At 38.8% G+C, this 25,103-nt stretch carries 29 protein-coding genes; 4 read left to right on the top strand and 25 right to left on the bottom strand.

All coding sequences use genetic code 11. From position 1 onward, the window contains the following. Window positions 1-6: 6 nt before the first annotated feature. From BN1609_RS13210 to BN1609_RS13265, 11 genes are all read right to left on the bottom strand, one after another. Complete coding sequence (locus BN1609_RS13210) at window positions 7-585, bottom strand: hypothetical protein (protein ID WP_088840977.1); 579 nt, start codon at window positions 583-585, stop codon at window positions 7-9. Between the two features lie 14 nt (window positions 586-599). Further along, window positions 600-1,559, bottom strand: a complete 960-nt coding sequence (locus tag BN1609_RS13215; protein WP_159458340.1) for an NlpC/P60 family protein — start codon at window positions 1,557-1,559, stop codon at window positions 600-602. 45 nt (window positions 1,560-1,604) lie between these two features. Beyond that, window positions 1,605-2,792: an immunoglobulin-like domain-containing protein gene (locus tag BN1609_RS13220; RefSeq protein WP_159458341.1), complete on the bottom strand. Its 1,188-nt coding sequence runs from the start codon at window positions 2,790-2,792 to the stop codon at window positions 1,605-1,607. 49 nt (window positions 2,793-2,841) lie between these two features. After that, on the bottom strand, window positions 2,842-3,267 hold the full coding sequence (locus BN1609_RS13225; RefSeq protein ID WP_088840980.1) for a hypothetical protein: 426 nt from the start codon (window positions 3,265-3,267) through the stop codon (window positions 2,842-2,844). Window positions 3,268-3,278: 11 nt separating this feature from the next. Continuing rightward, window positions 3,279-4,298 carry a hypothetical protein gene (locus BN1609_RS13230; RefSeq protein WP_088840981.1) on the bottom strand — a complete coding sequence of 340 codons (1,020 nt, stop codon included), beginning with the start codon at window positions 4,296-4,298 and terminating at the stop codon, window positions 3,279-3,281. 243 nt (window positions 4,299-4,541) lie between these two features. Next, complete coding sequence (locus tag BN1609_RS13240; RefSeq protein ID WP_255377396.1) at window positions 4,542-5,351, bottom strand: hypothetical protein; 810 nt, start codon at window positions 5,349-5,351, stop codon at window positions 4,542-4,544. Between the two features lie 20 nt (window positions 5,352-5,371). After that, window positions 5,372-5,716: a hypothetical protein gene (locus BN1609_RS13245; protein ID WP_088840983.1), complete on the bottom strand. Its 345-nt coding sequence runs from the start codon at window positions 5,714-5,716 to the stop codon at window positions 5,372-5,374. 113 nt (window positions 5,717-5,829) lie between these two features. Further along, a complete protein-coding gene (locus tag BN1609_RS13250) occupies window positions 5,830-8,292 on the bottom strand; it encodes a VaFE repeat-containing surface-anchored protein (protein ID WP_088840984.1) in 2,463 nt (820 codons plus the stop codon). A 135-nt stretch (window positions 8,293-8,427) separates the two neighbouring features. Beyond that, window positions 8,428-9,513 (bottom strand): toxin Cry1Ac domain D-VI-related protein, encoded by a 1,086-nt coding sequence (locus BN1609_RS13255; protein WP_088840985.1) that lies wholly within the window; start codon window positions 9,511-9,513, stop codon window positions 8,428-8,430. Further along, the gene (locus BN1609_RS13260) at window positions 9,510-9,731 is read right to left on the bottom strand and encodes a hypothetical protein (RefSeq protein WP_088816533.1); all 222 of its coding nucleotides are present in this window, start codon (window positions 9,729-9,731) and stop codon (window positions 9,510-9,512) included. Before BN1609_RS13260 ends, BN1609_RS13255 begins: the two co-directional genes overlap by 4 nt. Window positions 9,732-10,382: 651 nt before the next feature. After that, window positions 10,383-10,796, bottom strand: coding sequence for a hypothetical protein (locus BN1609_RS13265; RefSeq protein WP_088816534.1), 414 nt, complete (start codon window positions 10,794-10,796; stop codon window positions 10,383-10,385). A gap of 746 nt (window positions 10,797-11,542) precedes the next feature. On the opposite strand from BN1609_RS13265, the gene BN1609_RS13270 reads away from it, so the two are divergent. Then, on the top strand, window positions 11,543-12,448 hold the full coding sequence (locus BN1609_RS13270) for a helix-turn-helix transcriptional regulator (protein ID WP_088816535.1): 906 nt from the start codon (window positions 11,543-11,545) through the stop codon (window positions 12,446-12,448). Between the two features lie 797 nt (window positions 12,449-13,245). Here the strand turns inward: BN1609_RS13270 and BN1609_RS13280 are convergent. Next, window positions 13,246-14,184, bottom strand: coding sequence for a hypothetical protein (locus tag BN1609_RS13280; RefSeq protein WP_088816537.1), 939 nt, complete (start codon window positions 14,182-14,184; stop codon window positions 13,246-13,248). Between the two features lie 245 nt (window positions 14,185-14,429). Further along, window positions 14,430-16,079, bottom strand: coding sequence for a primase C-terminal domain-containing protein (locus BN1609_RS13285; protein WP_088840986.1), 1,650 nt, complete (start codon window positions 16,077-16,079; stop codon window positions 14,430-14,432). 666 nt (window positions 16,080-16,745) lie between these two features. Here BN1609_RS13285 and BN1609_RS13290 point away from each other — a divergent pair. Both BN1609_RS13290 and BN1609_RS13295 read left to right on the top strand, forming a co-directional pair. After that, window positions 16,746-17,597 (top strand): AAA family ATPase, encoded by an 852-nt coding sequence (locus BN1609_RS13290; RefSeq protein ID WP_088816482.1) that lies wholly within the window; start codon window positions 16,746-16,748, stop codon window positions 17,595-17,597. Further along, the gene (locus BN1609_RS13295) at window positions 17,590-17,940 is read left to right on the top strand and encodes a hypothetical protein (protein WP_088816483.1); all 351 of its coding nucleotides are present in this window, start codon (window positions 17,590-17,592) and stop codon (window positions 17,938-17,940) included. Before BN1609_RS13290 ends, BN1609_RS13295 begins: the two co-directional genes overlap by 8 nt. Window positions 17,941-18,329: 389 nt before the next feature. Here BN1609_RS13295 and BN1609_RS13300 read toward each other — a convergent pair whose 3' ends face one another. From BN1609_RS13300 to BN1609_RS13310, 3 genes are all read right to left on the bottom strand, one after another. Continuing rightward, window positions 18,330-18,584 carry a hypothetical protein gene (locus tag BN1609_RS13300; RefSeq protein WP_088816484.1) on the bottom strand — a complete coding sequence of 85 codons (255 nt, stop codon included), beginning with the start codon at window positions 18,582-18,584 and terminating at the stop codon, window positions 18,330-18,332. 66 nt (window positions 18,585-18,650) lie between these two features. Continuing rightward, complete coding sequence (locus BN1609_RS13305; protein WP_088816485.1) at window positions 18,651-19,037, bottom strand: hypothetical protein; 387 nt, start codon at window positions 19,035-19,037, stop codon at window positions 18,651-18,653. A gap of 4 nt (window positions 19,038-19,041) precedes the next feature. Beyond that, window positions 19,042-20,160: a DUF6792 domain-containing protein gene (locus BN1609_RS13310; protein ID WP_088816486.1), complete on the bottom strand. Its 1,119-nt coding sequence runs from the start codon at window positions 20,158-20,160 to the stop codon at window positions 19,042-19,044. A gap of 42 nt (window positions 20,161-20,202) precedes the next feature. Here BN1609_RS13310 and BN1609_RS13315 point away from each other — a divergent pair, with 42 nt between their 5' ends. Next, complete coding sequence (locus BN1609_RS13315) at window positions 20,203-20,601, top strand: DUF1433 domain-containing protein (protein ID WP_088816487.1); 399 nt, start codon at window positions 20,203-20,205, stop codon at window positions 20,599-20,601. Between the two features lie 81 nt (window positions 20,602-20,682). Here BN1609_RS13315 and BN1609_RS13320 read toward each other — a convergent pair whose 3' ends face one another. The 9 genes from BN1609_RS13320 to BN1609_RS14025 form a co-directional block, all read right to left on the bottom strand. Continuing rightward, complete coding sequence (locus BN1609_RS13320) at window positions 20,683-21,294, bottom strand: recombinase family protein (RefSeq protein ID WP_088816488.1); 612 nt, start codon at window positions 21,292-21,294, stop codon at window positions 20,683-20,685. Window positions 21,295-21,721: 427 nt separating this feature from the next. Continuing rightward, window positions 21,722-21,979 (bottom strand): AbiH family protein, encoded by a 258-nt coding sequence (locus BN1609_RS13325; protein ID WP_088840987.1) that lies wholly within the window; start codon window positions 21,977-21,979, stop codon window positions 21,722-21,724. Between the two features lie 53 nt (window positions 21,980-22,032). After that, window positions 22,033-22,221, bottom strand: coding sequence for a hypothetical protein (locus BN1609_RS13330; protein WP_088840988.1), 189 nt, complete (start codon window positions 22,219-22,221; stop codon window positions 22,033-22,035). A gap of 18 nt (window positions 22,222-22,239) precedes the next feature. Next, a complete protein-coding gene (locus tag BN1609_RS13335; RefSeq protein ID WP_088840989.1) occupies window positions 22,240-22,488 on the bottom strand; it encodes a hypothetical protein in 249 nt (82 codons plus the stop codon). 33 nt (window positions 22,489-22,521) lie between these two features. Continuing rightward, entirely contained in the window at window positions 22,522-22,944 is a 423-nt protein-coding gene (locus BN1609_RS13340) for a hypothetical protein (RefSeq protein ID WP_159458342.1), read from the bottom strand. Window positions 22,945-23,542: 598 nt separating this feature from the next. Then, the gene (locus tag BN1609_RS14210; RefSeq protein ID WP_088840991.1) at window positions 23,543-23,671 is read right to left on the bottom strand and encodes a DUF3850 domain-containing protein; all 129 of its coding nucleotides are present in this window, start codon (window positions 23,669-23,671) and stop codon (window positions 23,543-23,545) included. A 125-nt stretch (window positions 23,672-23,796) separates the two neighbouring features. After that, window positions 23,797-24,489, bottom strand: coding sequence for a DNA/RNA non-specific endonuclease (locus BN1609_RS13350; protein ID WP_088840992.1), 693 nt, complete (start codon window positions 24,487-24,489; stop codon window positions 23,797-23,799). After that, window positions 24,486-24,905 carry a single-stranded DNA-binding protein gene (locus BN1609_RS13355; protein WP_255377397.1) on the bottom strand — a complete coding sequence of 140 codons (420 nt, stop codon included), beginning with the start codon at window positions 24,903-24,905 and terminating at the stop codon, window positions 24,486-24,488. The genes BN1609_RS13350 and BN1609_RS13355 overlap by 4 nt, the downstream gene beginning before the upstream one ends. Next, window positions 24,902-25,103: hypothetical protein (locus BN1609_RS14025; protein ID WP_220387171.1), on the bottom strand; the 202-nt coding region annotated here is incomplete at its 5' end. The genes BN1609_RS14025 and BN1609_RS13355, both read right to left, overlap by 4 nt.

A 25,103-nucleotide genomic window follows, 5' to 3' on the forward strand; every position in this document is an offset into this window, starting at 1 on the left:
CCTTTCTTATTGTACTTTTTGCGTATCTTGAATAGGGGTTAAGGCAACGGACGCTAATTTCCATTCATTTTCCTCATTGGTAAATTGATAACGGGCATACGACGTTTGTTGATACGTTTGTCCATTCACGGCTATACGATTGGTGACCAAATTAACCACTTCCGGATGGAAGACGCTGGTCATATCCACAAAGGTTTGTACGGATACTAAATGACTCTTAATGGCTTCACCCGATGCGCCGGATGCTTCTTTTATTTTTCCTTGAAAATCTTGACTCGATACGGCCAACACTTGTTTCATCATGGTCTCCGTACTTGTATACTCAAAGTAGGCGTGTACTACTTTCTCATTGATCGCCAAAATGGCCTGCTTTTTTTCTTGCTCTTCTGAATTGACAATGTGCGTATTCGACGTTGTGTTCCCTTGAATCTCTTCCGTCTTTTGTTTCGTTGCTTGTTTTTTTTCTTGCTTTTCGGAAGACTGTTTTGTTGCTTGTTCATAGGTCGTTCCCCATGTATAGCCTGCAATGCTTCCTCCTAGAACACCCAGCAAAATGAGCGCAACCAGCGCGATTTTCTTTTTCATTTGCTTTCTCCCTTCTATTTACTGGTAACGCGTCCATAGCCAGCAAAATGACGCTGCCAATAGCTTGTATGATAGTTATGATAGCCGATGCCACTGCTATTGGAGTCATACATATTTTGTTGATCGATGACAATCCCAACATGACTAATGTGATTCGATCCCCCATAGGTACCTTTAAAAAAGATTAAGTCCCCCGCCTTCACATCTTTAGCTTGAATACGCGTCGTGGCCTGATACTGTGCTGATGCTGTACGGGGAATATGGACATTGGCTTGGAGAAAGCTCCACTGTGTAAGCCCTGAACAATCAAAGCCACTCTGCGGGTTATTTCCTCCCCAAGCATACGTCCACCCTTGATATTTTTGGGCTTCACGCATCACGGCATCAAAGTAACTAATTTTTTCTCCTACAACGGCGACGGATGATTCTGCTGAGCAGTTTTGAGTAAGTCCGCCAAACTTTTCGGAAATCGAATACACGGTCGGAATCCAATTCGCATTCATGTTAAATGGATCATTCGCGACGCCAATGGGGGCATAAACTTTTCCAAGTTTTTCAATGGTATCTAATCCGTCTTCCACCACGCGATTATGCAACGTCACTGCCATGGCATGTAAGCCTTCATCTAGCGTGGGAAAGACACGAACGGTGGCCATCCCGGTTGCGGGATCCATTAAGCCACCTGGATTATTTTTTCTGGTAACAGCTTGACTACTTCCCCAACCCGTTTCACTCATTGCGATTGAAGCAAATAAAACGGGGTCAATGCCTTGTTCTTGTGCGTATGCAAGAAAGATATCTTGTTTTCCTTTGAACACACCTGCATGGGCAAAGCCTTCATTCCATTTTGCTTCATCTAATGTAGCACTGGGGGCACAACTTCCCACTGCAACATTCTCCACATCCGTTCCTTGTCCAAAAAATTGACCGCCAAGAAGAGCGATTGCTGCTCCACCCAGTAGGACGAATGGCAATAATATGAGGATGATTTTCCATACCAGGCGTTTTTTCAACAACGGTTACGCCACACTTTCTTCAGGTGCTGTGACCGTCACCACACGATGAATTTCTGTCTTTTGTTGATACTTGTTGACAGCCGTATACGTGACGTCATACATGCCTGGTTCATCTACCTGAACCTCACCTGTCACGGTTAACGTCACTTCACCATATGCATCCAGCACTTGGACACCCTCCATAGGGTCAAAATTTGTCCCTTGGGAGATTTCTAAGTCATCGATTCCTTCTATGACTGGTGCTTGCGCATAGACCGTCACCACACTGGTTTGCGTTTGTTGCGCTCCGAACTGGTCAGTGATGGTGTAGGTCACCAGATAATCACCAAGCTGACTAGTATCGACCTCACTGTTGACTTGAATCAAAGGAGTCATATCGCCTTCTTCGGTATCTTTGGCGCTAATCCCAGCACGTGGATCAAATGGTTGTCCCACTTCCACCCGTTGCGAAGTAATCCCTTCCATTTGTGGCGCATCGTTAACCACATGAATTGTGATTTGTTTGTCGGCGTACGCTTGTCCCTGTTGTACCTGTACCGTTAGCATTTGATCACCTAGTTGTTGTGTATTTAACGTTTCTTTTGTCTGAATAGCCGTAGATACGTCATTTCCATTTCCATCCACAGCTACTGCATATGTCTGGATATCGAACGAAGCGAATGCATGAATCGTGATTTCACTTGGCACGGATAAATAAACGGCATCCGTCACATCTGTGTCTGGGAAAGCAGGATTGGTATTGTCCTCCTCGGGTGCAGGGTCAGGAGTAATGGGTGTTGTCGGTATGGTGGGTTCCACAACAGGTTGCGTCCTTTCCGGTGTCTCTTTTACAGTCGTCGCAATGATGTTGGCTGTTGCCTTCTCTTGTTGGAGCTTCTGAACTTGTTGTGTAAGTTGTTGAAGAGCCAGTTCTCGCTGTTGGCTTAATGAAGCTGTATCTGTAGTTTCATTAAATCGTGTAGGACTATCTTCTTCGGTTGGGTTTTCATGTGAGCTGAAAAGCCCCGATAAGGAAGCGTTCTTCTCTTGTTGAAAGGTTGTTTTTGGAGAAGTTTGTTTTGTATTGTTTGAAAATGGGTTTTGCTTCACTTGCTTTTGTTCATGCTTCTCTTGAGGTGTCTTTTCATGTACGGAATTCTCTTCTTCCCCATAAGTCGCCCAGCCAATACCTGCGGCACCAAATAGACACAAGGCACAGATACTACCGATGACCACACTCTTTTTCTTTGCATTCAATTTTTCAGTCAATTTTTTCACTCCTTTTTTTATTTTCTAGTTCTCTACGTAATCGTTTTTGTTTTTTCCATAACTCCATGTCATACGCGCTGATAGTGACATAGCGAATGTCTTTCTTTTGTTGGAGGCGTACTTCATAGCAAACCTCATACGCCCCATTCCATTCTCGCTTTTCATATGCGAAGGTCGTAAGCTGTCCTTCTGAAATAGAATCGGTCAACCAGCTTCTTAGAAACGTTTCTGCTACGGCTTCTTGTTTTCTCTTTTCCGCCAAGTTCTCCTCTTTCCATTTTTGAAGGTCCGCTTCCACATCTTCTGCCATTCTCTTGTCGATATACGTGGACATCCCCCATGCGAGGAATAGACCTAGAACTATACCTAGACCTGGAAGCCAACCAAAGTTGTCATAGATGAAAGGTAAAAAATTCATACTGCCCCCCCCTATAGGCGCGCCAACGCTTCCTTATCTTGATACAATAAGTCAATTTCTTTTTGGATCGCCTTTTCATTTTTTAACGGATCTTTTTGTAACGCTTGAATCTTTTTTTCGCGATGCGAAATGGAAAGCTGAAGTTGTTCATATTGCGCGATGTGCTTTTCCAACTCCACACTTGGATAATCGGCCACAATGGCTTTAGCTTGCTTCACTTGTTGGTTCTTCAGATACGCATAACCGATAATCTCCATGCGTTTGGCATCTTTTTGAAACAGAGCTGGCTCCTTTTCATACGCTTTTCGTACAGCATTTGAATCGCCAGCTAGTGTCGCTTGATCCCATGAGGTGGTTTTCTGTGGATGGGCTTTCGCAAAGGCGGAAAAGGCCGCTTGATCCGATTCTTTTCCTTGTAAGGCTTTTGTCCATAGCTGGTCATATATCATGGCTGTTTTATCGGGATACGCTTTGGCCGCTTGGGCATAGGCGTGTTTTTCCATCAAGGCTTCATACGTCGGAGAAGACGGCGCTTCGTGTGGCCATAAAAGAAACGCCAGTACCAGCACTACACCTATGCCACCCACCAGGCTTCCTATCCACCAAAAAGGTCGATGCGCTCGATTTGGGGATGATGCAGCCTTTGGTTCTTTCACTTTTTTAGTTCGTGTACGTGTGGGTTTTCTTTTTTCCACCGGTTTCGGATGTTTAGGCAGCCGTTTTTTGGTTGACGAGTCCAATTGTTCACGAAAGTATTGAAGAAATTGGGCGGCTTTCTCTTGATCCGCCATGTGTGCCAATTCTTCCGCAATAATGTCCTCGATATCAAACCATTCATAAGGAAAATAGAACGTAGACTCATACCGTTTCACCTCATCTACCCAGATAATAAACGCGACTTCTTGTTTCTGTTCGGAAGAGAGTAATTCTTCACTTTTTTGTTGTCCTAATAGATTCGCTTTTTCATAAGGTAGTTTTAAATGAGGCTGAATATCCAGGTCTTCCCCGTTGACATATTCAATCTGAAGCATGTGTTCACCTCTCTTCATCAGGACTTACCTTTGTCCGTTTTTCTTAGACTTCCTTTTCCGTATAAATCGAATCAAACCATAAATAACGAGAAACACCAGACTGCCTACTACAGCGAAATAAATTATAATGTAAAGGACAGAGACCACAATCAGGCCAAGCGCGCTTAACCACAGGTGAACAAATTGGCCAATCAACTGCCCAACAATATGAAAAAATGACTCAATCAGTTGGTTCGTCGTCATCTAGATTTCCTTTCCGTCTTCATATGTGCTCTTACTGCTGCCGGAATAGACATCCTTCATCGCATCGTCACTTGGTTTATAATTGCCATCTACATCTTTTTCGAAGAAAAGAGTATATTCAACAGGTTCATCAAGAAGTGGTGCTTTGTTCCCCTGCTTGTAGAGTTGGCCCATTGCCCAGAACTGGAGTACAGCATTGGCTTTTTGAACTTCATCCGATGGATATTTGCTCAATGCCATGTTTTGGTCAAAACCAATTAAACTATCCATGTATTCATTCGCTTGGCTTGCTAAGGCGTTCAATGCAATGCCTTTCGTTTTAACCGTTACTTCTGCCCCGTTGCTTGTTTTTTCTACTTTCTCAATGGAGTAATCTCCTTGAATTTGTTCAAAATAAGCGACCATCGCTGTCGCATATTCCGTTTTAATTTGTTCTGGTTGATAGACTTCATAGAAATTTTCATATTGAATCACGAGTGGATAGTCAATTGGCGTGACACTGCCTGCACGATCCGCAAAAAAGTCTATTTGTTGGGCTTCAAACTGTTCACGATCAATCCCTAATAAATCTTTTATTTCGGTACTTTTTGTTTCATAGATATAGCTTAAATAGCGCTCAGCACTATAGTTGATATTCTTAAAATTATGGCCTGTTTCTTGTTGCATTTCTTCTGTTTTTGGCGCTTCAGAAGCATCAGCTTTTGAATCAGAAGTTACTTGTCCACACCCTGATAATGGTAAGACAAGTAAACTTGTCGCAAGCGCTCCTGTCATCATTTTTCGTTTCCATGTCATGTTGTTGATTTTCATTATTCTTCCTCATTTCTAGATTATCTTGTTGTTACAAGTTTTCTTTGGTAAATAAACTGTTCATCTTGTCTCGTTAAACTCACGAGTGGTGTCGTACTTTTCTTTTCACGCGCAACTCCTTCTGGAGAGATAATCGTTACACGATCCACCACTAGGCCTTCTTTCTGTATCGGGCGATAGGTTTTCCTCTTTCCCTGACCGCTCTTTAATTGACACTGTAAGCGTTGTTCTTTTTCCGCTTTAAATGCAAGCCAGTCTTCCAATATACCTGCACAAATACTGGCCTCTAAGCAATACGGTAAGAGTAATAAGACTGTAACGGGTCGATTCGGTGTGTGAAACTTCACTCGATAGCCGTATTCCACCTTTCCCCCCCCCTTCTGTTAAAATGAAAAGCGCCAGGAAAGGCGCTTTTCATCGGTATACATACATATTTCATATTTTATGATCCTGTTTTTCACTTCTTGAATCTTCTCATTTAGTTTTGTTTTGTTTTGTTGCGTCTTACAAGAACTAAGCTTGCTAAAGCGATTAAGATGGCACCAAATTCAACAAAAAGCACCATGCTTTGATCACCCGTTTTCGGGATGTTCGGCATAATAATGACACTTGGTTTTGCGACTTTCACGGTCTGATTGGCATCGTTGATATTTTTATGTTCTGCAATCAATTCTTTGTTTTTATAAAGCTCTTCAAAGACGACCAAATCTTTTCCATCCAGGCTTTTTGTATTGAATGTAAATTCTACTTTCGCTGAACCGTTCGCTGTTTTTGCTGTGAAAGATCCAGTTGCAACAACTGTTTTACCATTGACAACTAAGGCTTTTCCTGTACTTTTATCCATAACAGTCCCTTGAATATCGTAGGTTTGACCTGGAGTTAAGTCTTGATACTTCACTTCATCCACTAAAGTTACATTTTGATTGTACGCAAGCGTTTTATCGCCATCGGCTTTGTCAGTGGCCATCGTGCCAATTTCTGGACTTGCCACACGAACCGTTTGGCCTTTGTCTTTGATATCAGCATGGACTGCGACTTCTTGATTGTCGCGTGTGATAGATTCAAATACGACCACTTCTTGACCTTTCAATGCTTTAGCATCAAATGTAAAGTCAAGTGAAACACTGCCATTTTTTTGTTTTACTATAAATGTTTTTGTGGCTGTTACGGGCTTTCCATCGCTGAGTAAGGCTTTGCCTGTTTGCTTGCTCATGAGCGTTCCTGTTACCGTGTATTCTTTGTCAACTGTCAAATCCGTATATTTTACCACATCTGTGACTGTAACTTTTTTCTCTGGTGCGACCACTTTATCATTGTCTGATTTATCGGTTGCGGTCGTTTGAATTTTAGGTTTAGTAAATTCAACGGTTTGGCCTTTGTCCGCTAAGTCCGCATGTGTGGTCACTTCTTTACCATCTAAGCTTAACGATTCAAAGACAACGACTTCTTTACCTTTTAACGAGGATGCATCAAATGTGAAGATGACTTTTGCTGTTCCTGTTTCAGTTGTTGGCGTAAAGATTTTTCTTGCTTTCACCGCTTTACCGTTGACCATAACTGGTTTTCCAGTTTCTTTATCCATGAGAGTCCCTGTGACGGTGTATTGTTTTCCAGTCGTTAAACCACTGAAAATCACATCATCTTGAATGGAGACTTGTTTCAATGGCTCTAGGCTCTTGTCGCCGTCTTCTTGATCGGTTGCTGTCGTTTGGATTTTAGGTACTAGCGCTTCATTTACTACATTCATCGTGATATTTTGTGTACTTGCGCCAATGGTGAAGGGATACGTCTTATTATTCAAGTGGTATCCTGGAATCGTGTTGGTTTCGACTAACACATAGTTTCCATAGCTTAAATCTGATTGGCTCCATTCGCCATTCGCATTGGTAGTCCCTTTAGCGATGGATTTACCATTCGTATCTTTAATTTCAAATTTCACACCTGGTAATAATTTGCCATCGTTACCTTTTTTGATTACTTTCATGGAACCTGTTTGTGCTTCAAAATTAGCTTTAAAAGAAATAGCATTCGCAGGATCCAAGTTCACACCTACTGCTAATCTTTGTAAGCTTGTATCTTCCATTTTATAAACTAACGGCAAGTAAGCTTTTAAACTTCCGTATAAATTCCCTGAAGAAAAATCATTATCATACGTTAACGGTGCCGTTAGGTAAAAAGAGTCTCCTCCTTTAATTGTCACTTGACCTCCTGTTTGTTTAGCCCCAGTTGTTACATTGATAAGTGATATTTGGTTTGGTAAGGTGAATGTGAATTTATTTTCACTATCCGCATTAACTTTATTTGTTTCCGTTTTTTGAACATTCCCTACTACACTTGAATTTAGAATGTTTTTTGTAAATGATTTAGCATCGTCAGGAACATCTTGCGCCATTCCTTTACTCTTTAAGGTCTCATATCCTGCGATATTTTTACCACCTTGATAACTACCTGTATACATTTCACTTGCTAGTAAGGAAGTCAATACAATCCCTCTGTCACGGTCTGAACCAAATATATTTTTGGCTCCCCCCCAGCCCCAATATAGAATAGCTGCTACTTTTTTATTTTGATAGATACTTCCGCCATCATTTGGAGTATTTGTAGCCGGCGTTCCTTTCGCATGCTCTATACAAAACGCCTGCACATTGTTAACTTTAAAATCTCCTACGATAGAACCACCATAAGAAATCGAGCCATTATACACAACTTGAGCACTTGCTTTAGCACTTTTTTTCATAGAAGAGCTTAAAACAAAGCCTTTTTTCAAAATGGCCTCTTCTTCCTCTGTTTTCTTTTCACCATCTGAACTTGTTATTTGTGATGGATCTGTAGCTTTCCCACTAGTAGCCGCAAAAACTGAGTGTATGGGGGCTAGCAAAGCAGATAAAAAAACTAAGACCACTGTCAAAATAGATAAATTTTTTTTCATTGATAAATACATTTTTCTTAAATACCTCCATTTTTAATTTCTACAATCAAGTCTTACCTTGTATTTGTGGGTGCTCTTATCGACATATACTCACCTTCCATAAAAAAAGACGTCCTAGGCATGTCGCCTTGACGTCTTTTTTTTAATTTATTTAGATGTTCCACCTTGCCACGTATTCCCATTTTCACCACCTGTTATACTTCCACCTTGATCTAAATCAATATCCCAGCTATCTCCTGGCGTAAGACTTCCACCTCCTGAATTGGAAGAAGAACCACCATTTGACGATGGTTTCTTACTGGATGAGGGTTGTCTTGAGGAACTGCTTGAATTTCCTGCTGTTGACTTCTTTGAAGAAGAAGTACTCCCTTGATTTGGTGAGCTTGGCGCTGTGTAATTGGAACTTGGTGTTGATGAACCTCTTCCTTGAGTTGCTGAAGGGGAAGAAGAACCCTTGGCTGTATTTGAAGAGCCTTTTGCCTGTGGTTCACTTGCTTTTTCTTGTGCTTTTTGCTCGGCTGCTTGTTTTTCTTGTGCGGTTAAGTGGCTTTCGACACGATTCAGGTCTTGAATGAGTGCCTGTTTCGCTTTCGCTTGTTTCACTTTATTTTTTTCCGTTAAGGCCGCTTGAAATTGCGTTCGCGTTACGTTAGACTTGATCGTTTTTCTCGATGTGTCGGTAAATAAGTTATCTACAGCTTGATTGGCTTTCTTAATTTGGGCTTGTTGCTGTTTAGCTCGCTGAATGATTTTATTCTGTTCTGCATAAAATACGGGTTTCGCTTCTTTTAGCTCCGTGGCTTGTTTTTCAACGGCGGCCACATTGGCTTTTTCGGCTAACGCTCCGTTTTGATCTAGTAAATCGTTGACTTGTTCGCGTAAATCAACCATTTTACTGGCATACGCTGTATCAACAATAGCCGTATTCAATTTTTCAGCGATAGCCACTCGCATTTCTTTCCCTTTCAATTGATTCAATTGACTTTCTAATGCCGCCACTTGTTCTGTGGTCACCTCTTCAGCTAGTCGCTCTTTTTTAGCCGTGAGGTAAAAAGCCGCAGCCTGTTTTTTGTAAGAATTGACCCTTTCTGCAAGCTGATCTTGTTTAGTTTCAAAGGCTTGTTGCTCTTCTTCTGCTTTCGCATGTGTCTGATACTGAGTGAGGCCATAGCCTCCTCCAACAAGTAACACCGCACCAATCCCAATGCCAATAATCCATTTTTTCTTGTTCATACTGAAACGCCCCTTTCGATAAGTTCTGACTCTCTGCTTTCAATCGCTTGTTCAATAAATTCTAATTGATCGAGACTATAGGCTGCTAATTCGCTTTTCGAAAGAAGAATCCCCTTCTCAAACCAACAGTAGCCGTAAATCAACTCCACCAATAACCATTTTTCATTACGAAGTACTTGTCCTACTTCTCTTTGTTCTTTCTCTAAGATGGTCTGCATATCATTCATCCTCTCTATGTACTTTTAGTATACTATAAATTAAATTCCACTTGTTGTTTCAACCTATTAAGAAGCAGAAAGGCCAACAAAAAGGAGTATCTCGCCTGGCAAAAAGGGAAAAATCAGGAAAGAAAAAACAAACCTTTCTGCTTCTTAGGAAACGACTGGACTCTTTTCCATGCCAATGAAGAAGAGAATACGGTCAAAGAAATAGGCGAATCACGGCTCGAATTGGGGATAAGACCCATTTTCACCTATTTCTTTCACCGTACCGGTGTTTAAAAATCAAGTGGATGTTTGAGGCTTCAGAAACATCCCAACCCTTGATCAGCTATATAACCTAGTTCCATTCGCTCGCTGTCTGCTGACAGGTCTTGGCAAAACAAGTTATATCCAATCACGTTCCGTTTGTGGCTAGTCCGGTAACCAGAGAGCACGAAGGTTTCGGTATCACCTTCCAACCGCTACTTCACTCAGCTAGTGCTGATAAATGAGTGAACTAATTTGTATGAACCCGTTGATTGGGAAAGTTCCAAATTAGGAAATTCTATCCCTATGAAATTGTTAAAAGAACACATCTGAAAAAGGTAAGGTGGATCGGCTGGACAAACGTCCGAGCAGACAGCTTCTTTTTCATTGGCATGGAAAAGATTAAGGGGTAGGAACAATGACCCACTGTTGCATCCCTTTTAAAAATAATAACTCGGCATCGGCTTGTTTGCGCCTTGCGATAATTTGTTGTTTCTCACTTGTTGTATCCGCTACTCGAACATGACGAATGTTGTAATATAAATCTTTTAAAGGAACAGACTTTAAAGTGTTGAGATTCACAGCACTGGGGATTCCCTTCGTATGGAGTTGATCACACACATACATGTATTTGTCTCTATCAAACGTTTTAATAAAAATGGGTGTCCGTGTTCGCTCTAACTGTCGGTACGTTAAACGTTGGACTTTAGGTTTTCGTTTCTTTTTTTTGGTTTTGACGAGTCGATGTTCCAATCGTTGCTGCATCGGTTCATTCATTGCTTTCATGGTACGCTTATCTGGAATAACTGACATCATCGGCTTTTTCCTCCCTTATATTTATATCCAGCTACAAAAAAAAGAGCGTCCCCTACTTAAGTAGAGAACGCTCGCCAATGCCATTATATATTTTCCGAAGTTTACATTCTGTCAGAATGTGGAATAATCTCTGTAATATGCCTGTAGTTAGACATACTCCCAGAAAATCATTTACTTTCTGATAGCGAAACTATCTCGAAAATGATACAATAACTCTTGGTGAGGCGCCGTTTCTTAAGTATGTGTTAAGAGTTGCGGTGAGGAAGGAGAGACCTTCCTAGCACAAGTCAATTTTCCGCCAAGTTAATTGAACTGTGTGCTTCGCCTATTTGTATATTATCTGTCACTGAATTCGCATATGAGTTTACCTCATTGTGAATCCGTTGTCAAATAATTATTTGAATTTAATATAATAATCAGCCGATAAGAAGATGTCCACGTGTACTAACACCCACAAAACTTAATAATAAGTACATCCTGATTACCCCCGTTCTTCTTTGAAACAAATTTTATACAGTGAGATTTTTTCTTAATCTACTCACAAGCTTATTTTACCATAGTTTTTATAATTTAAAAGCCTTTTCGCTGAGCGGACAGATGTGTCCGCTTTTGCCCTAAGGCAACTTTTTTCTTGCACTACAATTGTTATTTAAAGCCATTTTCATTTTTTGAGGAGCGGACAGATGTGTCCGCTCAAAATTCCAGGTGTGTAAATTATACATTTTTACACGAAAGGAGGGTTAAAAATGTCACAAAACATTAACATTTCAGACCATTTTGGCACGATTGTCAAAACGATTCGTGAAAATAGAGACATTTTACAGTCGACGGTTGCTGGTCATGACATTAATATTCGGACTTATAGACGCATTGAAGCAAATGAAGTGACCGTCAGTTTTCCACAATTTTTAATTATTGTAAATAATTTAAATTTAGATGTGGAGGAATTTATGCTCATTGCTAACAATTATGAGTTGACAGATCGACAAGAGATTTTACGTCTTTTTAAAGAATTAGGTAGTACGTTAAATGTTGATGGTATTAAAGAATTCCATGAGCACTGCAGAACCTACTTACAAAATCATGATGCCCCAGAAATTGAAGACTTAGAGAAAAGTGTAGATGCCATGTATAAATTCTCTCTCACAAATGACCGAAAAGTGTGCCAAAAGGATATCCAACCCCTTTGGAAGAAGCTTCGTAATCAAACCACACTTTATTATTTTGAAGCCTTATCCCTCTTAAGTATACTTTTCTTTATTGACGATTCATCAGAAATTCATAGACAAATTAAAAAGCTAGAAGAAGTCTTTCAGCTATATTTTCCCTATTACGAAACAAAAAGGCATATATTACGTGCCTATTATAATGCAGCGTATGGATTAGACATGAATAATGATTTCCTTGAAAGTGAACCTTATATTGATAAAGCACTTAAACTAAGCAAAGAATTAGAAGATGATGTAGTTTACTACGATACATTATTTGTTAAAGCCAAGCTTGAATATATCAAAGGGCATCATCCTATCGGAGAAAGGCTTGCCAATGAGAGTTTTGAAGGTTTAAGAAAAATGGAAAATAAAAAAAATGCCGTGAATATACGTAATGATAACATGAGTGATTGGCGTATTTTAACACAAAAAAAGAGCTGATAGCTCTACTATCAACTCTTTCACTTTCAGGATATTTATCAACCGCCTAAATATCCGTGGGCATAATAAGTTTGACATTTCATGGTGTTTCATCTCCATCTTTTTTGAGAATAACAAAGTATTCTGACGTCTCTTCCCGACAGAGACGTTTTTTCTTTTGCCATTTTCCCTTTATTAGTTAAGCTAACATCATGCAAACCCTTTCATTAAGTCTGTCACTAGCTTGTATTTAGCGTATCATAAAAACAAGTGTCAAAACGTAAAATTGCCCAGAAACCCCGATTTTTGTCCTGAACGACCGTGTAAACGGTTACAATTTTGTATTTTTGTATACTTTTTTCATCTTGTGTGTGCGCAGATGTATCTCTCCATCACGCAAAAAGCGATGTCCCCATGCTGACATCGCCTTCGCCGTACCCTTCATGGGTTTTATTTTCATTCCTCACCAAGCTCTATACGTCTCTTTCGCAACCGAAAGTTCCGAGATTCGAATTCAATCTCTTGCTTTAAGTGCTTCATCTTCCCTTTGAGAGCCTCAATCTCTTGATCAAGATGCTGTGTCGGTGACACAGACTTCTTCTCTTTCTTTTTATTTTTCCATAGTCGTGGAAACATCTGTCTCACGTCCTCGCTATTGACTTTATATCTCATGCTTTTTAGTCTAGCATAAAAAACATAGCTCCAACGAAAAATACCCCAGAAACCCCGATTTTTGTCCTGAACGTCCATGTAAACGGTTATAATTTTGTATTTTTGGACACATTTTAGTTATATGAGTACACAAAAAGAGCCCTTTTTCAGCGCTCTTTTTCTTGCACAAACGTCAAAGATTGATTGACCTCAAATAACTGGAAAAATTCCTTTTTCGTGTACACGTGCCAATCTCGATTCGGGGAACGTACGAGATAATCGCCCACTTTAATCGACATTTGAGGTTTCCCTTTGCGTTGGACTTGAATCGGTCTTCCTCGGTGACTAGGTAACACCGTTGTGTCGTCATTTTTGAGAAATAATGGGATCAATCGCCCATTATCCCCCGTGTATTCTAACACTTCGTACGAGCCTTTCGGGTAACAAATTTGAGGGACACGCGTATTTTCCATGACAGGTTCTAGCGTCGTTAAATGCCCCACGGGTGTTTGTTCCACCAACTCTTCTAGCGTCGTATAGCCTCCGTCAGCCATCGGAACATACACACTCGACCAGGCGGCTTCTTCGAGTTCATCCATTTTGACGGCATACACCGCGTCTCGTTTCAACAAGTACTCCAGGTCACTTTGGCGCAACGCTCGGTAATAGTGAATCCGGTTCTCTTTCCCGAACACGCGATACACCTTCGTCGGAATCGTTTGAATCCGATTTTTCGCTTTCCAATGCCGAAATAAATCGGGGGCAATGTCTAACTGGAGTTGCATATCTTTCTCCATCATGCCTGATTTTCGAAAATAGGCGTATTGTTGGATCGTAAAATGCTCAATAAAATCATGAATCCGTTCAAATTCATTCACATCTTTTTTCGTTTGAGCAATCACTTGTTTTTCTTCACTTAATCCACCTAAAGCCTCTTGTTCTAACCGATGCGACTCCGCCGTCAATTCCATTATTTTTTGACAGGTCGCGCATTGTAAATACGTACCGGCCGCATGCGACAACTTCAAAGCATCGTGTGCTTCATACGCTTGTGCCAACGCCAACATCACGGTGCGTTTTTGTTTTTTCAATTCTCGCGTATCCACTCGTCTTCCCTCCGTTTTTCTCGTTCGTTCATGGACTCTATTGTACCCCAATCTCGAAAAAATGCAAAAAGAGCCAGCCCTCCACCTAAAAGGTGCATACGCACATTCACCCCTTACTATTTGCTGATGACTACTTACTTGCTCTAACAGACAACACTCGCATAAGCCACGAATAAACTTCAAAAGCATAAGCAGAAAAACAGGGTCACTAGAATTAAGTAATTGGCAATTGAACCCATTGACTTTTAACCCGTGTCCGTTGCACTTAAATCGCGCTGTCGTACCGTTCGGTACGTGTTCTCTAGCAAATTCCACACTTCATGGCCACCACTATCCCCTCCAGGTATCCCTTTCAAAATGGCGCTCTTATCGCCTGATGTCGATGGGGTAGAAGTCAGTTTTGCCCCAATAAATTGAGCCGCTTCTGAAAAAGTGCCTAAAAAAGCCAAGTATTTTTCTTTTTGCGCTTGTTTTTTCGTCAAGGCATGACGGATCGCTTGCTCTACCACAATCGCATTGGTGGATATCAACGTCACCGCATAACGACCTTTGCCCTCCACTTTACTGATAATTCGTTTCGATTGCTTCAGTATTTTTTTTAATGTGGCCAACGGAATATTGGTTTCTTCAGAAAGCTCTCGTTGGGATTTTTCCAAAAACGTTTGGCCAAACAAAATGTGTTTGGATATATATTCTTCTAAATCCATTTCCCATTCTTCAAAATGAGAGTAGATTCGATTTTCGCGTGATTTTCTATGCTTCCGAAACACACGACTGTCTTGCTTATGAAAGATAAATGCCGTAGAATGCTCCATTTCGTTACCTGAATCGTACGTTTCCAGGATACCCTGAATAAACTCCAAGTTTGCGCCCTGGTATTTTCCGGAATACGCGTTTTTTAACGTTTTTTCCATTTCGCGTACCGAGACCGGTTGTTGGAGATTCGTATTGAATTCATCGAGTAAATCAAAAGCTTCTTCGTAGCTCATGGCAGATGAATAGCAAGCCAGTCCCAGAGTAAATAAGGCATTGTTTCGGCCATATTGCCCTTTTCGTCCTTGTATATTCGTGAGTTGAATCAAGTCGGCAAACCATTTTTGGTTTGTGGCTTTCGCCACGTTTTCAGGTTTTTCCACGACATGTAGCTGTGGACGGTCATGCTTGTCGCTATACACTTTGGACCAAGTCATCAAGTCGGCATAATCGAAGGTTTGGCTGACATTTTCAAACACCACGTTCTCTAAATTGGGCGCTCTGAAGAAACCAAAGTCATTGCACCCTCGGTCTACGTTCGGTAATTCCGCCGCAAAGGCATGCTTTAGATTTTGGGCCACTTTTTTGGCCACACGTAGGCTCTTAAAGTTATGGGCATTGCTGATGAAAACGGGATTCTCTAACACAAAATACATCTGAAAACCCTGGTTAGTTTGGAGAATAAATGTGGGCGTTTGATTCAAGATTTTCATGGCCGCCATGATCATTTGGGCTACGTCCACTTGCATAGTATCCACATCAATGACATACGTATTGATTTGTTGCAGGTTCTCTTCCGAATGCCCCTTGATGAATTTGTGTTTGTCATCTGAGTACGTTCCCCAACGATACGTGTTCGGTGTCCAGTGTGTAAACTGGTTCACTTCCTGAATCAGCGCTTCTTGACTGGTCACAATAAAACCGCGCACACCTTTGCTTCGTTGCAGGTCTTCTTTCTGACGCACGACAAACTGAACGCCCTTGCGATGATGGTTGGCTGCTTCTTGTGCTGCAAAATGTTGCTGAATGGATATTACTCCACGACTATTTCGCTTGGAAAAAGCTGTGATACCTTCATGCACAACGGTACTGATAACAGCCGAGTATGTATATAAATCAATGGTTTCACTAGAATTGGACATGCCACACTGGACTCCTTCCCTTTTTTTCGTACAACAAAAAAGGCTACGACTTCTTCCTTTTTCGGAAGTGCCGTATCCCTGTTCAAGACCGCACAAATTCCGCATAGGAAGAAACTCAATCGTCTCCTAGCGAAAAAAAGTTTTTCAAATGGCTTCATTTCAACGTTTAAAGCCATTGTCAAATAAACCTAAATGTGGTATAATTTTTTTATCGTAAATAATTAAAAATTATATATCACATTGGGGTTTCGTTACTAGGATTACATTTTTGGTCAAATGTAATGTAATTTATATTTTGTATCTCACTACAAAATATAAATCGACGATTCCTTTTTTATTTTCTCAATAATTACCATAACCTATTTATTTTTAAATGTAAACTCTAAATTTCAGACAATTCCATCTCAAAGGTATATTATCATATATGATAAAATGATAATATACCTTTATCTATATATGATTATTATCATATTATCATTTTATTGAAATTCCTAGTAACGCGCATATTAGCAGTATATTGGAGTTGTAACAACTGACATTAGTTATCATATTATCATATTTTTTGACTTTTGCCTGGAATTAAGCTACTATTATCATATAATCAAATTATCATATTATCATATATATAATTATTCATATATGATAATTTAAAAAGGAGACGGGGAAATGGCAATTACAATTTGTGTTGGAAATTATAAAGGCGGCGTTGGGAAAACAAAAAATAATATACTTAATGCATATGAAATAGCAAAAACTGGTAAAAAGTGTCTTGTTATTGATTTAGATCCACAAGGTAATTCGACTACAGTTTTGATTCGTACAAAAAAAGCTCATTCAAATGAAGTATTTAGCTTTGATAAAACATTGATGACTGCTGTAAAGGAAGATAATCTTTCTGGGTTAGAAGTTGAGATTGTAGATAATTTATATTTGCTTCCTTCATACATTGATTTTGCTAACTATACAACATTTTTAGATTTACAATATGGTATCGTAGAAGAATCACATCCAGATTTTAATGCCATTACTCAAAAAAAAATAACGCATTTGGCAAAACTTTTGCAACCTCTAAAAGAAAAGTATGATTATATCTTTATTGACGTGCCTCCAACTAAATCTTATATAACAGATAGTGCAGTTATGGCCTCAGATTATGTTCTAATTGTGTTACAAACACAGGAGCTATCACTAGATGGTGCTACAATGTACTTACAGGACTTACAAAATCTTTCTCAAATATATGGAGGTAATTTTGAAATATGTGGCGTCTTACCTGTATTAATGGATGGTAATGCATCACTTGATCAATTTGTTTTGGATAATGCCGCTGAAGTTTTCGGTGAAGAAAATATTTTTGAACATAAGGTTCCAAATATGGCACGTCTAAAACGATTTGATAACACTGGCATTGTAGAAAATGACCGTCATGATTTGAGAGTCATTGAATTTTATAAAGATGTTGCAAATGAATTAGTTAATCGAATTGATTATTTTGAAAAGGAGAAAGTACATGGATAATCAAAACAAAAAACCTTCCAAATTAATAAGACAAGAACGTATTGTCCCTTCCAATGAAACTGCACAAGAAAATGATAAAAGTTTGCTAGAGAAAAAACAAGTTAGCGTTTCAGCATCGCAATCAAGACAATTTAATGAAAGAAAAGGCTTAAACAGGAATCAAGTAGCAAATGTTAAAATTTCACGGCGAACAAAAGAAGAAATTGATTTACTTATCAAGTTAACTTCCCACAAATTTGCTTATGAAGTTATCGAAAGTATGATTGATAACTATGTTGATAATATTTTAGATCCAGATCAAAGAAGAGCGTTCAAAACATTATCTTCAGTATTAGAAAGCTAAGATATGATATTATTCATATTATTATATATGATAATATGAATAAATGATTAATTTTATAACGTTTATTAGCTAGAAATACAGGGATTTTATTTTTTATTCATATATGATAATATGAATAAATGATAATATAGATATTTGAATAATAAAATGATTATCGAAAATCGTTTCAAATAAGTAGTGCACTCTTCTACAAAGTTATCAAGCTATATCAGATTCCCAAATATCCAAACTAAATTAACTTGCTTTTTTCAAATAAACGAGTTATTCTAATTTTGTCTTACGGAAATAAGACACATGGCAATAATTCACAAACAGCTTACAAGAAGAGCCTTGGAGTCATCATCTCCAAGGCTCTTTGCTAGGGGATTGCCGCTTTTGCCAACCTATTTTTATGCCTTTCTTTGTTCTAACTGTCGTCCAATCTCAATTAAGTCATCCATTTCAGCTTCTATTTCCATCTTCTTTTTCTGATATTCGGCAATCTTCGTTTCCATATCCTGCATCAAATCATGAAATGGAATCGCTAACAACGCAATTTCTTCTTGAAAGTAACCTGGACAACCTAAATGAAGCTCCAATTTTTCGAGTGCTACCGCTTTGATTTGATTTTTTTGCACCCGTTTGATAAGTTCTTGTTTTGTCATACATTCCTTCTTCCTGGCCTACCATCCTTCTAAAGTAAGACGCATTCACGATATTGGGATAAATTCTTACTTGATTCTTACACTTTTTACTAAATCACGATACTCGTCTCCATAATCACGTAAAACTTGATTTCGTTCATGTATTAATTGACGTCCTATCGCTTCACCTGTTTGACTATCAAAAGATAACTTCAATCGGTTTTCAATGTGGTTCATATCTTGAAACCAAGTTTCAAATTGATGCTTTTCTTGATTTAATTGATCCTGACTATCCCATACTATCTGCTGTACCCGCCCTTGTAAAATTGTGCGTAATTTTAATCGCATTAATTTCTTTTCATACGCTTGTTTTTCCGTTTGCAAGCTTTCTACTTGGTTTGTTGCTCCAGATTCCAGGGCCATCTGAAGGCGCTTGTTAAGATCTTGCAACACGCTTTCTAGCTGATTACTCATAGGCTCACTCCTTTTTATGATAAGGGCTATATTCACCCAATGGACGTCCTAACATATCCCCTAATTCTATATCTCGATTTTGAAATTTATAGGCAGCATAACCGATCGCATCCCCGAATTCAAGCCAGCTTTTTTGTTTATGCGTCATCTTTTGTTGTAGTTCTTCACTCAACGCCACATCATAAAAATAATAGTGACTGCCATGCTTCTGGGTAGCCATATTCCCTAATTCTTCTTCAATATCAGACTCATCTAACAAGGCAAGCTCTCCACTACTTATCATGGCGCGTACATCGTTTACAAGAAGACGAATCGCCTCCTCTTGATTGCGTTCCATTTCGCGTATGGTCTCAATAATCGTATCGAAGTTAACCGCTATATTTTTTAATTTGGTGGCTTCTTGTTGGATAGCTTCAGGTTGAATCAGTAATTCAGCAGATCCCCCTGCAGAAAAATAAGGTATAAATGACTCAATGCCATGGCCGTGGCCAGTTGTCCGAAACTGCTTTCCAATAAATGGAGCACTATATTGCGACCAAAGGCCAATTTGTTCTCCCTCATGAGTATAATCAATAATTAAATTTTCAGTACTGCCCGTGTCCACTCTTTTTTTTGCTTCTGGCGATAAGATTTGATAAATATTGGGCGCAGCAAATGTAACTCCCTTAGCCCCATACTCAGCAGCAAGGTCTAATGAAATAGCACCACCCAGGCTGTGCCCTGTTACATACATGTTTTGAGGACTAAATCGTTGTTGAACGACCTGGTAAAAATTTTCCGCATCTCGAAACTGGTTAGGTTTTTTATTTTTATCTTTTCCTAACACTACATATTGAGCATCCGTTACTAAATCATGATCCATTTTAGTTGGTTCCGTTCCTCGTGAAAGAATAACAATGTTCTCATATGTTTGATCTTTACCACTAAAAATATTACCTGATTTATCTTCAATATACTCCTCAGCTGGCACAACTGCATATCCTTGGTAACCATTCTTTGTACTTTCTTTTAGAACTACTCGCCATCTTTTCCCATCTACATCTCTAATTAAGCTTCCTACACTGTAATCTTCATAAGCTCCTTTAGCTAAGCTCCAATATTGGTTATCTTTTATCTTTGACATCTTTTTTCCTCACTTTATGCTATAATTGTTTAAGGTGATAAAATGAATACAAAATACAAATCTATTATAGCAGTTCTTAGCATCATTTTGGTAGTTGTAATTGCAGGAGGATGGTATATGCACCATAAAAAAGAAGAACAAGAAGCCTTTTGGACCAAACAAAAATCGCGAATCGAACTTTTTTACCAGTATAATTACATAGGTGTGCACTCTTTTACTTATACGGATATGCATAAACTCCCAACTGGAACGTATGTCATTGAAGGTTATGTGAATGATGATCCTCAATTAAATTTCAATGCCAGTGCCGACCCAAATACAAATTTTGAAGGTGAAGGTGGGGAATCTGCCGAATTAAGTGAAATGGTTAAACCGGAATATGCTTCTCAAACAAAAAGTGTTTCACAAATATTAAAAGAAAAAAATAAGACCCATCCATAAAACTTTATCCAACAGGCCAAAAAAGACGAAAATCCACTAAAATGGTTTTCGTCTTTTTGTATGCTTGTTGTATTCACTACACTATTTCTTCCGAGAAATGCCAAGTTCACTAAAATAACGTAACAAAGTTCTCCTGGCAATGGCCGTTCTTTTTTCCACATCACGTAACGAATATCTGAAGGTGCCGTCTTCCTTTTTGGCCATGTATAATTCGATTGCTAATAATAAACGCGGATCATCTTGTTCAAATTTACGCTTTCGCCCTTTGTACTTCCCATTTTTTTTGGCAAGTTGAATGCCTTGATATTGACGTTCTTTGATTCGTTTACGTTCTGATTCCGCTTGATATTTATACAACTCTATAATCAAATTATTTAACAACAAGCGTAAATTTTCATCCTGGATACCGTTTAGCTGCGGTAAATTTAAAACTTCCAGCGTGGCCCCTCTTTGTTTAATCTGATCCATGATGTCGGTTAAATCAGCGTTATTTCTGCCAAGACGATCTAATTCCGTCACAACCACTATATCGCTTTCTCGAATATACGCTAACATATTTTCAAGTTCGGGCCGGTTTTTATTTTGGCCGCTTACTTTATCAACAAATATTTTTTCACAATGTTCCAACTGCGCCATTTGTCTTGCTGTGTTTTGATCTGTGGAACTTATTCTAATGTAACCTATTTTACTCATAAGCTTTTTCTCCTTCGGATAAATTGTATCAAATACTTATTGGAATTTTTCTTTTTTTGCCTCTTCTCCATTTCAATTACTCCTTTTTCAAATAATTTTTTGCCCAATTCTAATGCCCCGCTTACAAATCCTATTATACCAGCAAATCACAAAAACGCCAATAGAGTATACCCTATTGGCATTTAAAAATTTACTTATTTAATTAAATTTTTCTCTGCGATAATTTTTTAACCACATTAACTTAAACGAGATTAGGCGATAAGCACATCTTTTTTCTTTCCGCCTTCTGTTCATTTGACACCCTAATTTGATACTAATCTATTACTCACCATAGAATAAACCTCATCTCTACTATTTGGACTTAGAGATGAGGTTTATCTTATTTAATATTTAATTTGAAGTATACATTAATAATTTATTAAGCGAACTAATCTTCAAATGAAACATAATTACTTGAATTGCTATAAAAAGATATTTTTAGTTTATGTTTATTCTCTTGGATTTTAAGAATCCCTTTCTGTCTTAGAAACTGTAACAATTCTGATGATTTGATTTCTTCAATATAAAAATCACTATAAGAAGTTGCTATTCCATGCATCTTATCAAAACCATTTCCAACTAAAAAAGTTACTTCCAGTACCCTCTTTTCAATCCTACTACCCATTGAATACTCTGTTTTTTTCAATTAATGTCCTCCTTTATGCTGACTGAGCCTTGTAATTTTTTTCTGGTGATTTTTCAATCCTTTGCTTCCTCGTCCAACCGAATCTGAATTTGTTGGCTAAGAAACTTGACGTCTTCTATTGAAGCAATCTTTAAGATAAATCTTTTGGCATCCGATTTATAGCGATTGTAACGCGCCCGGTCTTTATTTGCCTCTTGCCATTTTTTGGTCGCCCTTAACTGGGCTTCAGACGTTTTTTTCATATCGTACACCTACATTCACTATAGTATAGAATTTTGTTGCTCTAATCGTTCCAGGAGTTTCCAGGCTGGTAGACGGTCTAAATGTTCTTCATCCGCCAATTCGTCTGCCTGGATTTCACTCTCTCCAACAAAATCATAATTGGTGTAAATTTTTCGATTCTCAATAAATTTGAAAAAGCACCAAACTTCCAGTTCCTTTCCAAATTCCTTTATATCTTCTCTTAATTCATCAATTAAGTCTTCAGAATCATAACTAATAAATGGCATACATTCTCCTTCGCTTCTCTTGTTTATCAAAACTTAAATATAAAACTCTTGCATGGATTCTTCTAAATGTTGCTCTAGATTTTCATTATCGAATGTTGTCCGAGTAAATTTATGATGATCACTAATTTTGAAAAATTGGTAGGTTTCAATATCATCATGCTTTTCATCATAAAAGGTCACACTATAGATTACGCTAACTCCTGTTCCGCTCATGCCTCCTGTCGTTTTTTCAGCATGGATTTCAGCAGACGTAACGGTTTCATTCCATTCCAGTTTTCTATCTTCTATAAATTCTGAAAGAGTTGGAAATCCAACTAACAACCTCTTCTCAATCTCTTCAAATATATAAGTTAACTTTTCTTTGGAAGCATTAGGATAGATGTCACAAAATTCATCAATAGTATAGCTTGTATTGATGTTTACAGCAATTTCCTTACGATTAATAATTTCATTCATTGGTTTCACAACCCTTTCCCACTTAGTTTATACATTTATTATATACGTACGGTACATATATGTCAAGTGAAGTCCTTTACTCTATTTATTTCAAGCAAGCGAAAGTTGGGTAAGGTTTGCACAGCAATACCGTTCCCAACTTTCGCTTCGAACAACTGAAGCTTGCGAAAGGCGTTAGGCTCTTGGTTTTCTTCTTTTTCCTGTGCTATAATAGCTTCAGCAGTAGCAAAGTGAGAAAGATGGTGGCTAAATCTTCAGTATCGGGGGTGATGCCTCTTGGTTATAAAAGGTTTTACTCCTAGAAAGGACTAGCCGTGTCTGTGTATGAAGCGCTGACGTTTGCTGTGGTTTTTGCCACGCTCGTCGTGATGATTCTAGACTTCAACAAACCAAAAAAGTAACCATCTGATCCACTTTAGCGAGACGATCAAAGGTTACTTCATGTAATGATTTTGATTTATCAATAGCTGCCGTCTTTTTAACGGTGCTACTGTTTAGGGAGTCATGTTGTCGCATGGCTCTCTTTCTATGTTATTATACCATTTTTTCTTCAAAAGTAAACTTTTTCAAATAAAAAAGCCTCAATCATGAGGACTTATCAGCAAAGCAAAAGCCAGGTAAGAATTCTTGCCTCTATCTGCCTTCCTGTGTAAACCTCTTTATCTGCTTCATATTCATTCAAAGACAGAAAATCTCCCTTTTGATAATCTCGGTCGTTACACCTGATTTCTTAGCCATTTCTAACGCCTTTCGCTTCGCTTCAGTTGTTTACGACAGAATGTGTTTCGGGTGTTGCTTCAGCAAACCCTCACACATTCTGTCGTCTTCTCTTCCCAAACCCATAGAAAAAAATTAATTCGCCAATTTAGAATAGCCTGTTTGATAATCGATTTTTACACCATTTTGGATATTAAAAATATAAACATTAAATTCTATTTGATCATCTTCCAAGCTTTTCGCCTGCATCTGCACCCCTCGCGCCACTAACTCGTTGCCTCTAAAATCAGGCTTCACCTGGTAACGGACTTTCCGATGCGTTTTCCGGATATAGTCCGAAACTTGATTCTCATACGTCAACATGCCTGGCGTGTTGAAACTTCGTGTGCCCGTCATTAGATTTTTAGGATTGTTATTTTCTCCGGTTAATTGATAGCCAATAAGGTGACAACGATTATAGAGCCATTCATTGGAACCTATTTTCTTATTTTTCCAGCCCGTTGGATTCACATATAATGGCTCTCTTTCCGCTGTAGGCATAAGCGTATAATCTAACACGGCATTCGCTTCCCCTACACGATTATATTGATCTAATTCGGAAAAGTGTTGATAAGGTTTTTGAGAAGAATCAAGCTCTTTTTTATTGAACGACACTCGATTTTGGTGCATAACAACCACTTGCTCCCCGTGATAGGTGAGCGACTCTTCCGTGGTGCCTTGGGCTGATGGGGGGGCTTGTTCCCCGCCCCCCATGTCGATGAAACCCATCTTGTCCACAAAAAGGATACTGACAATCAGTAAGGGAATAAGCCATAAGCCTTTTTTCATTGTGCGTTTCCTCCTTCAGGCGTGGCAGTATTTTCATTGACCGGTGTTTCATGCGCCTGTTCTTCCGTTGTTTTTTTGGAACGCAAGCCAATCATGTATTCAGACTCCAGTATTTCGATAGCTTGAACATGGAAATATTGATAATACTGTATCACCCCTTCTTTCACATAACGGTCTGACACAAATTCGGCTTGTAGCGCCACCAATGTGCCTTTTAATAACAAACGACTTTGATGTGCTGTTAATTTTTTATCTCCATACACAATAGCTTTCACAATCGTTGATTTTCGTTCCCCTGATTTTTCTGTAAATGATGTATCACAGGCTATCAGTAGCAAGTGTTTGGTTTTTCCGTTGCTGGTTTTTGTGACTTCGGCATCCTTGATTAATCTTCCTGTAAAAGTGCAATTGTTCATTGTAACTCCTCCATTTTTTTGGTTTTTGTTTTTTCATTTTTAGCTTTCTGGTTTGACAAAACCAGGAAGTTGAAAGGCTGAATTTTTGCCTTTCTGATGGCAGGCCATGTAAACATTTGTAGCAAGATTTGCGCAAGGGATAGGCCATTGTTCAGGCTTCGCCTGGTACAAGGGCGTAAGTCAAAAAAGTTTTTGTAG

It is taken from the genome of Listeria sp. ILCC797 (assembly GCF_900186185.1).
In the GTDB taxonomy this organism is placed as follows: Bacteria; Bacillota; Bacilli; order Lactobacillales; family Listeriaceae; genus Listeria; species Listeria goaensis.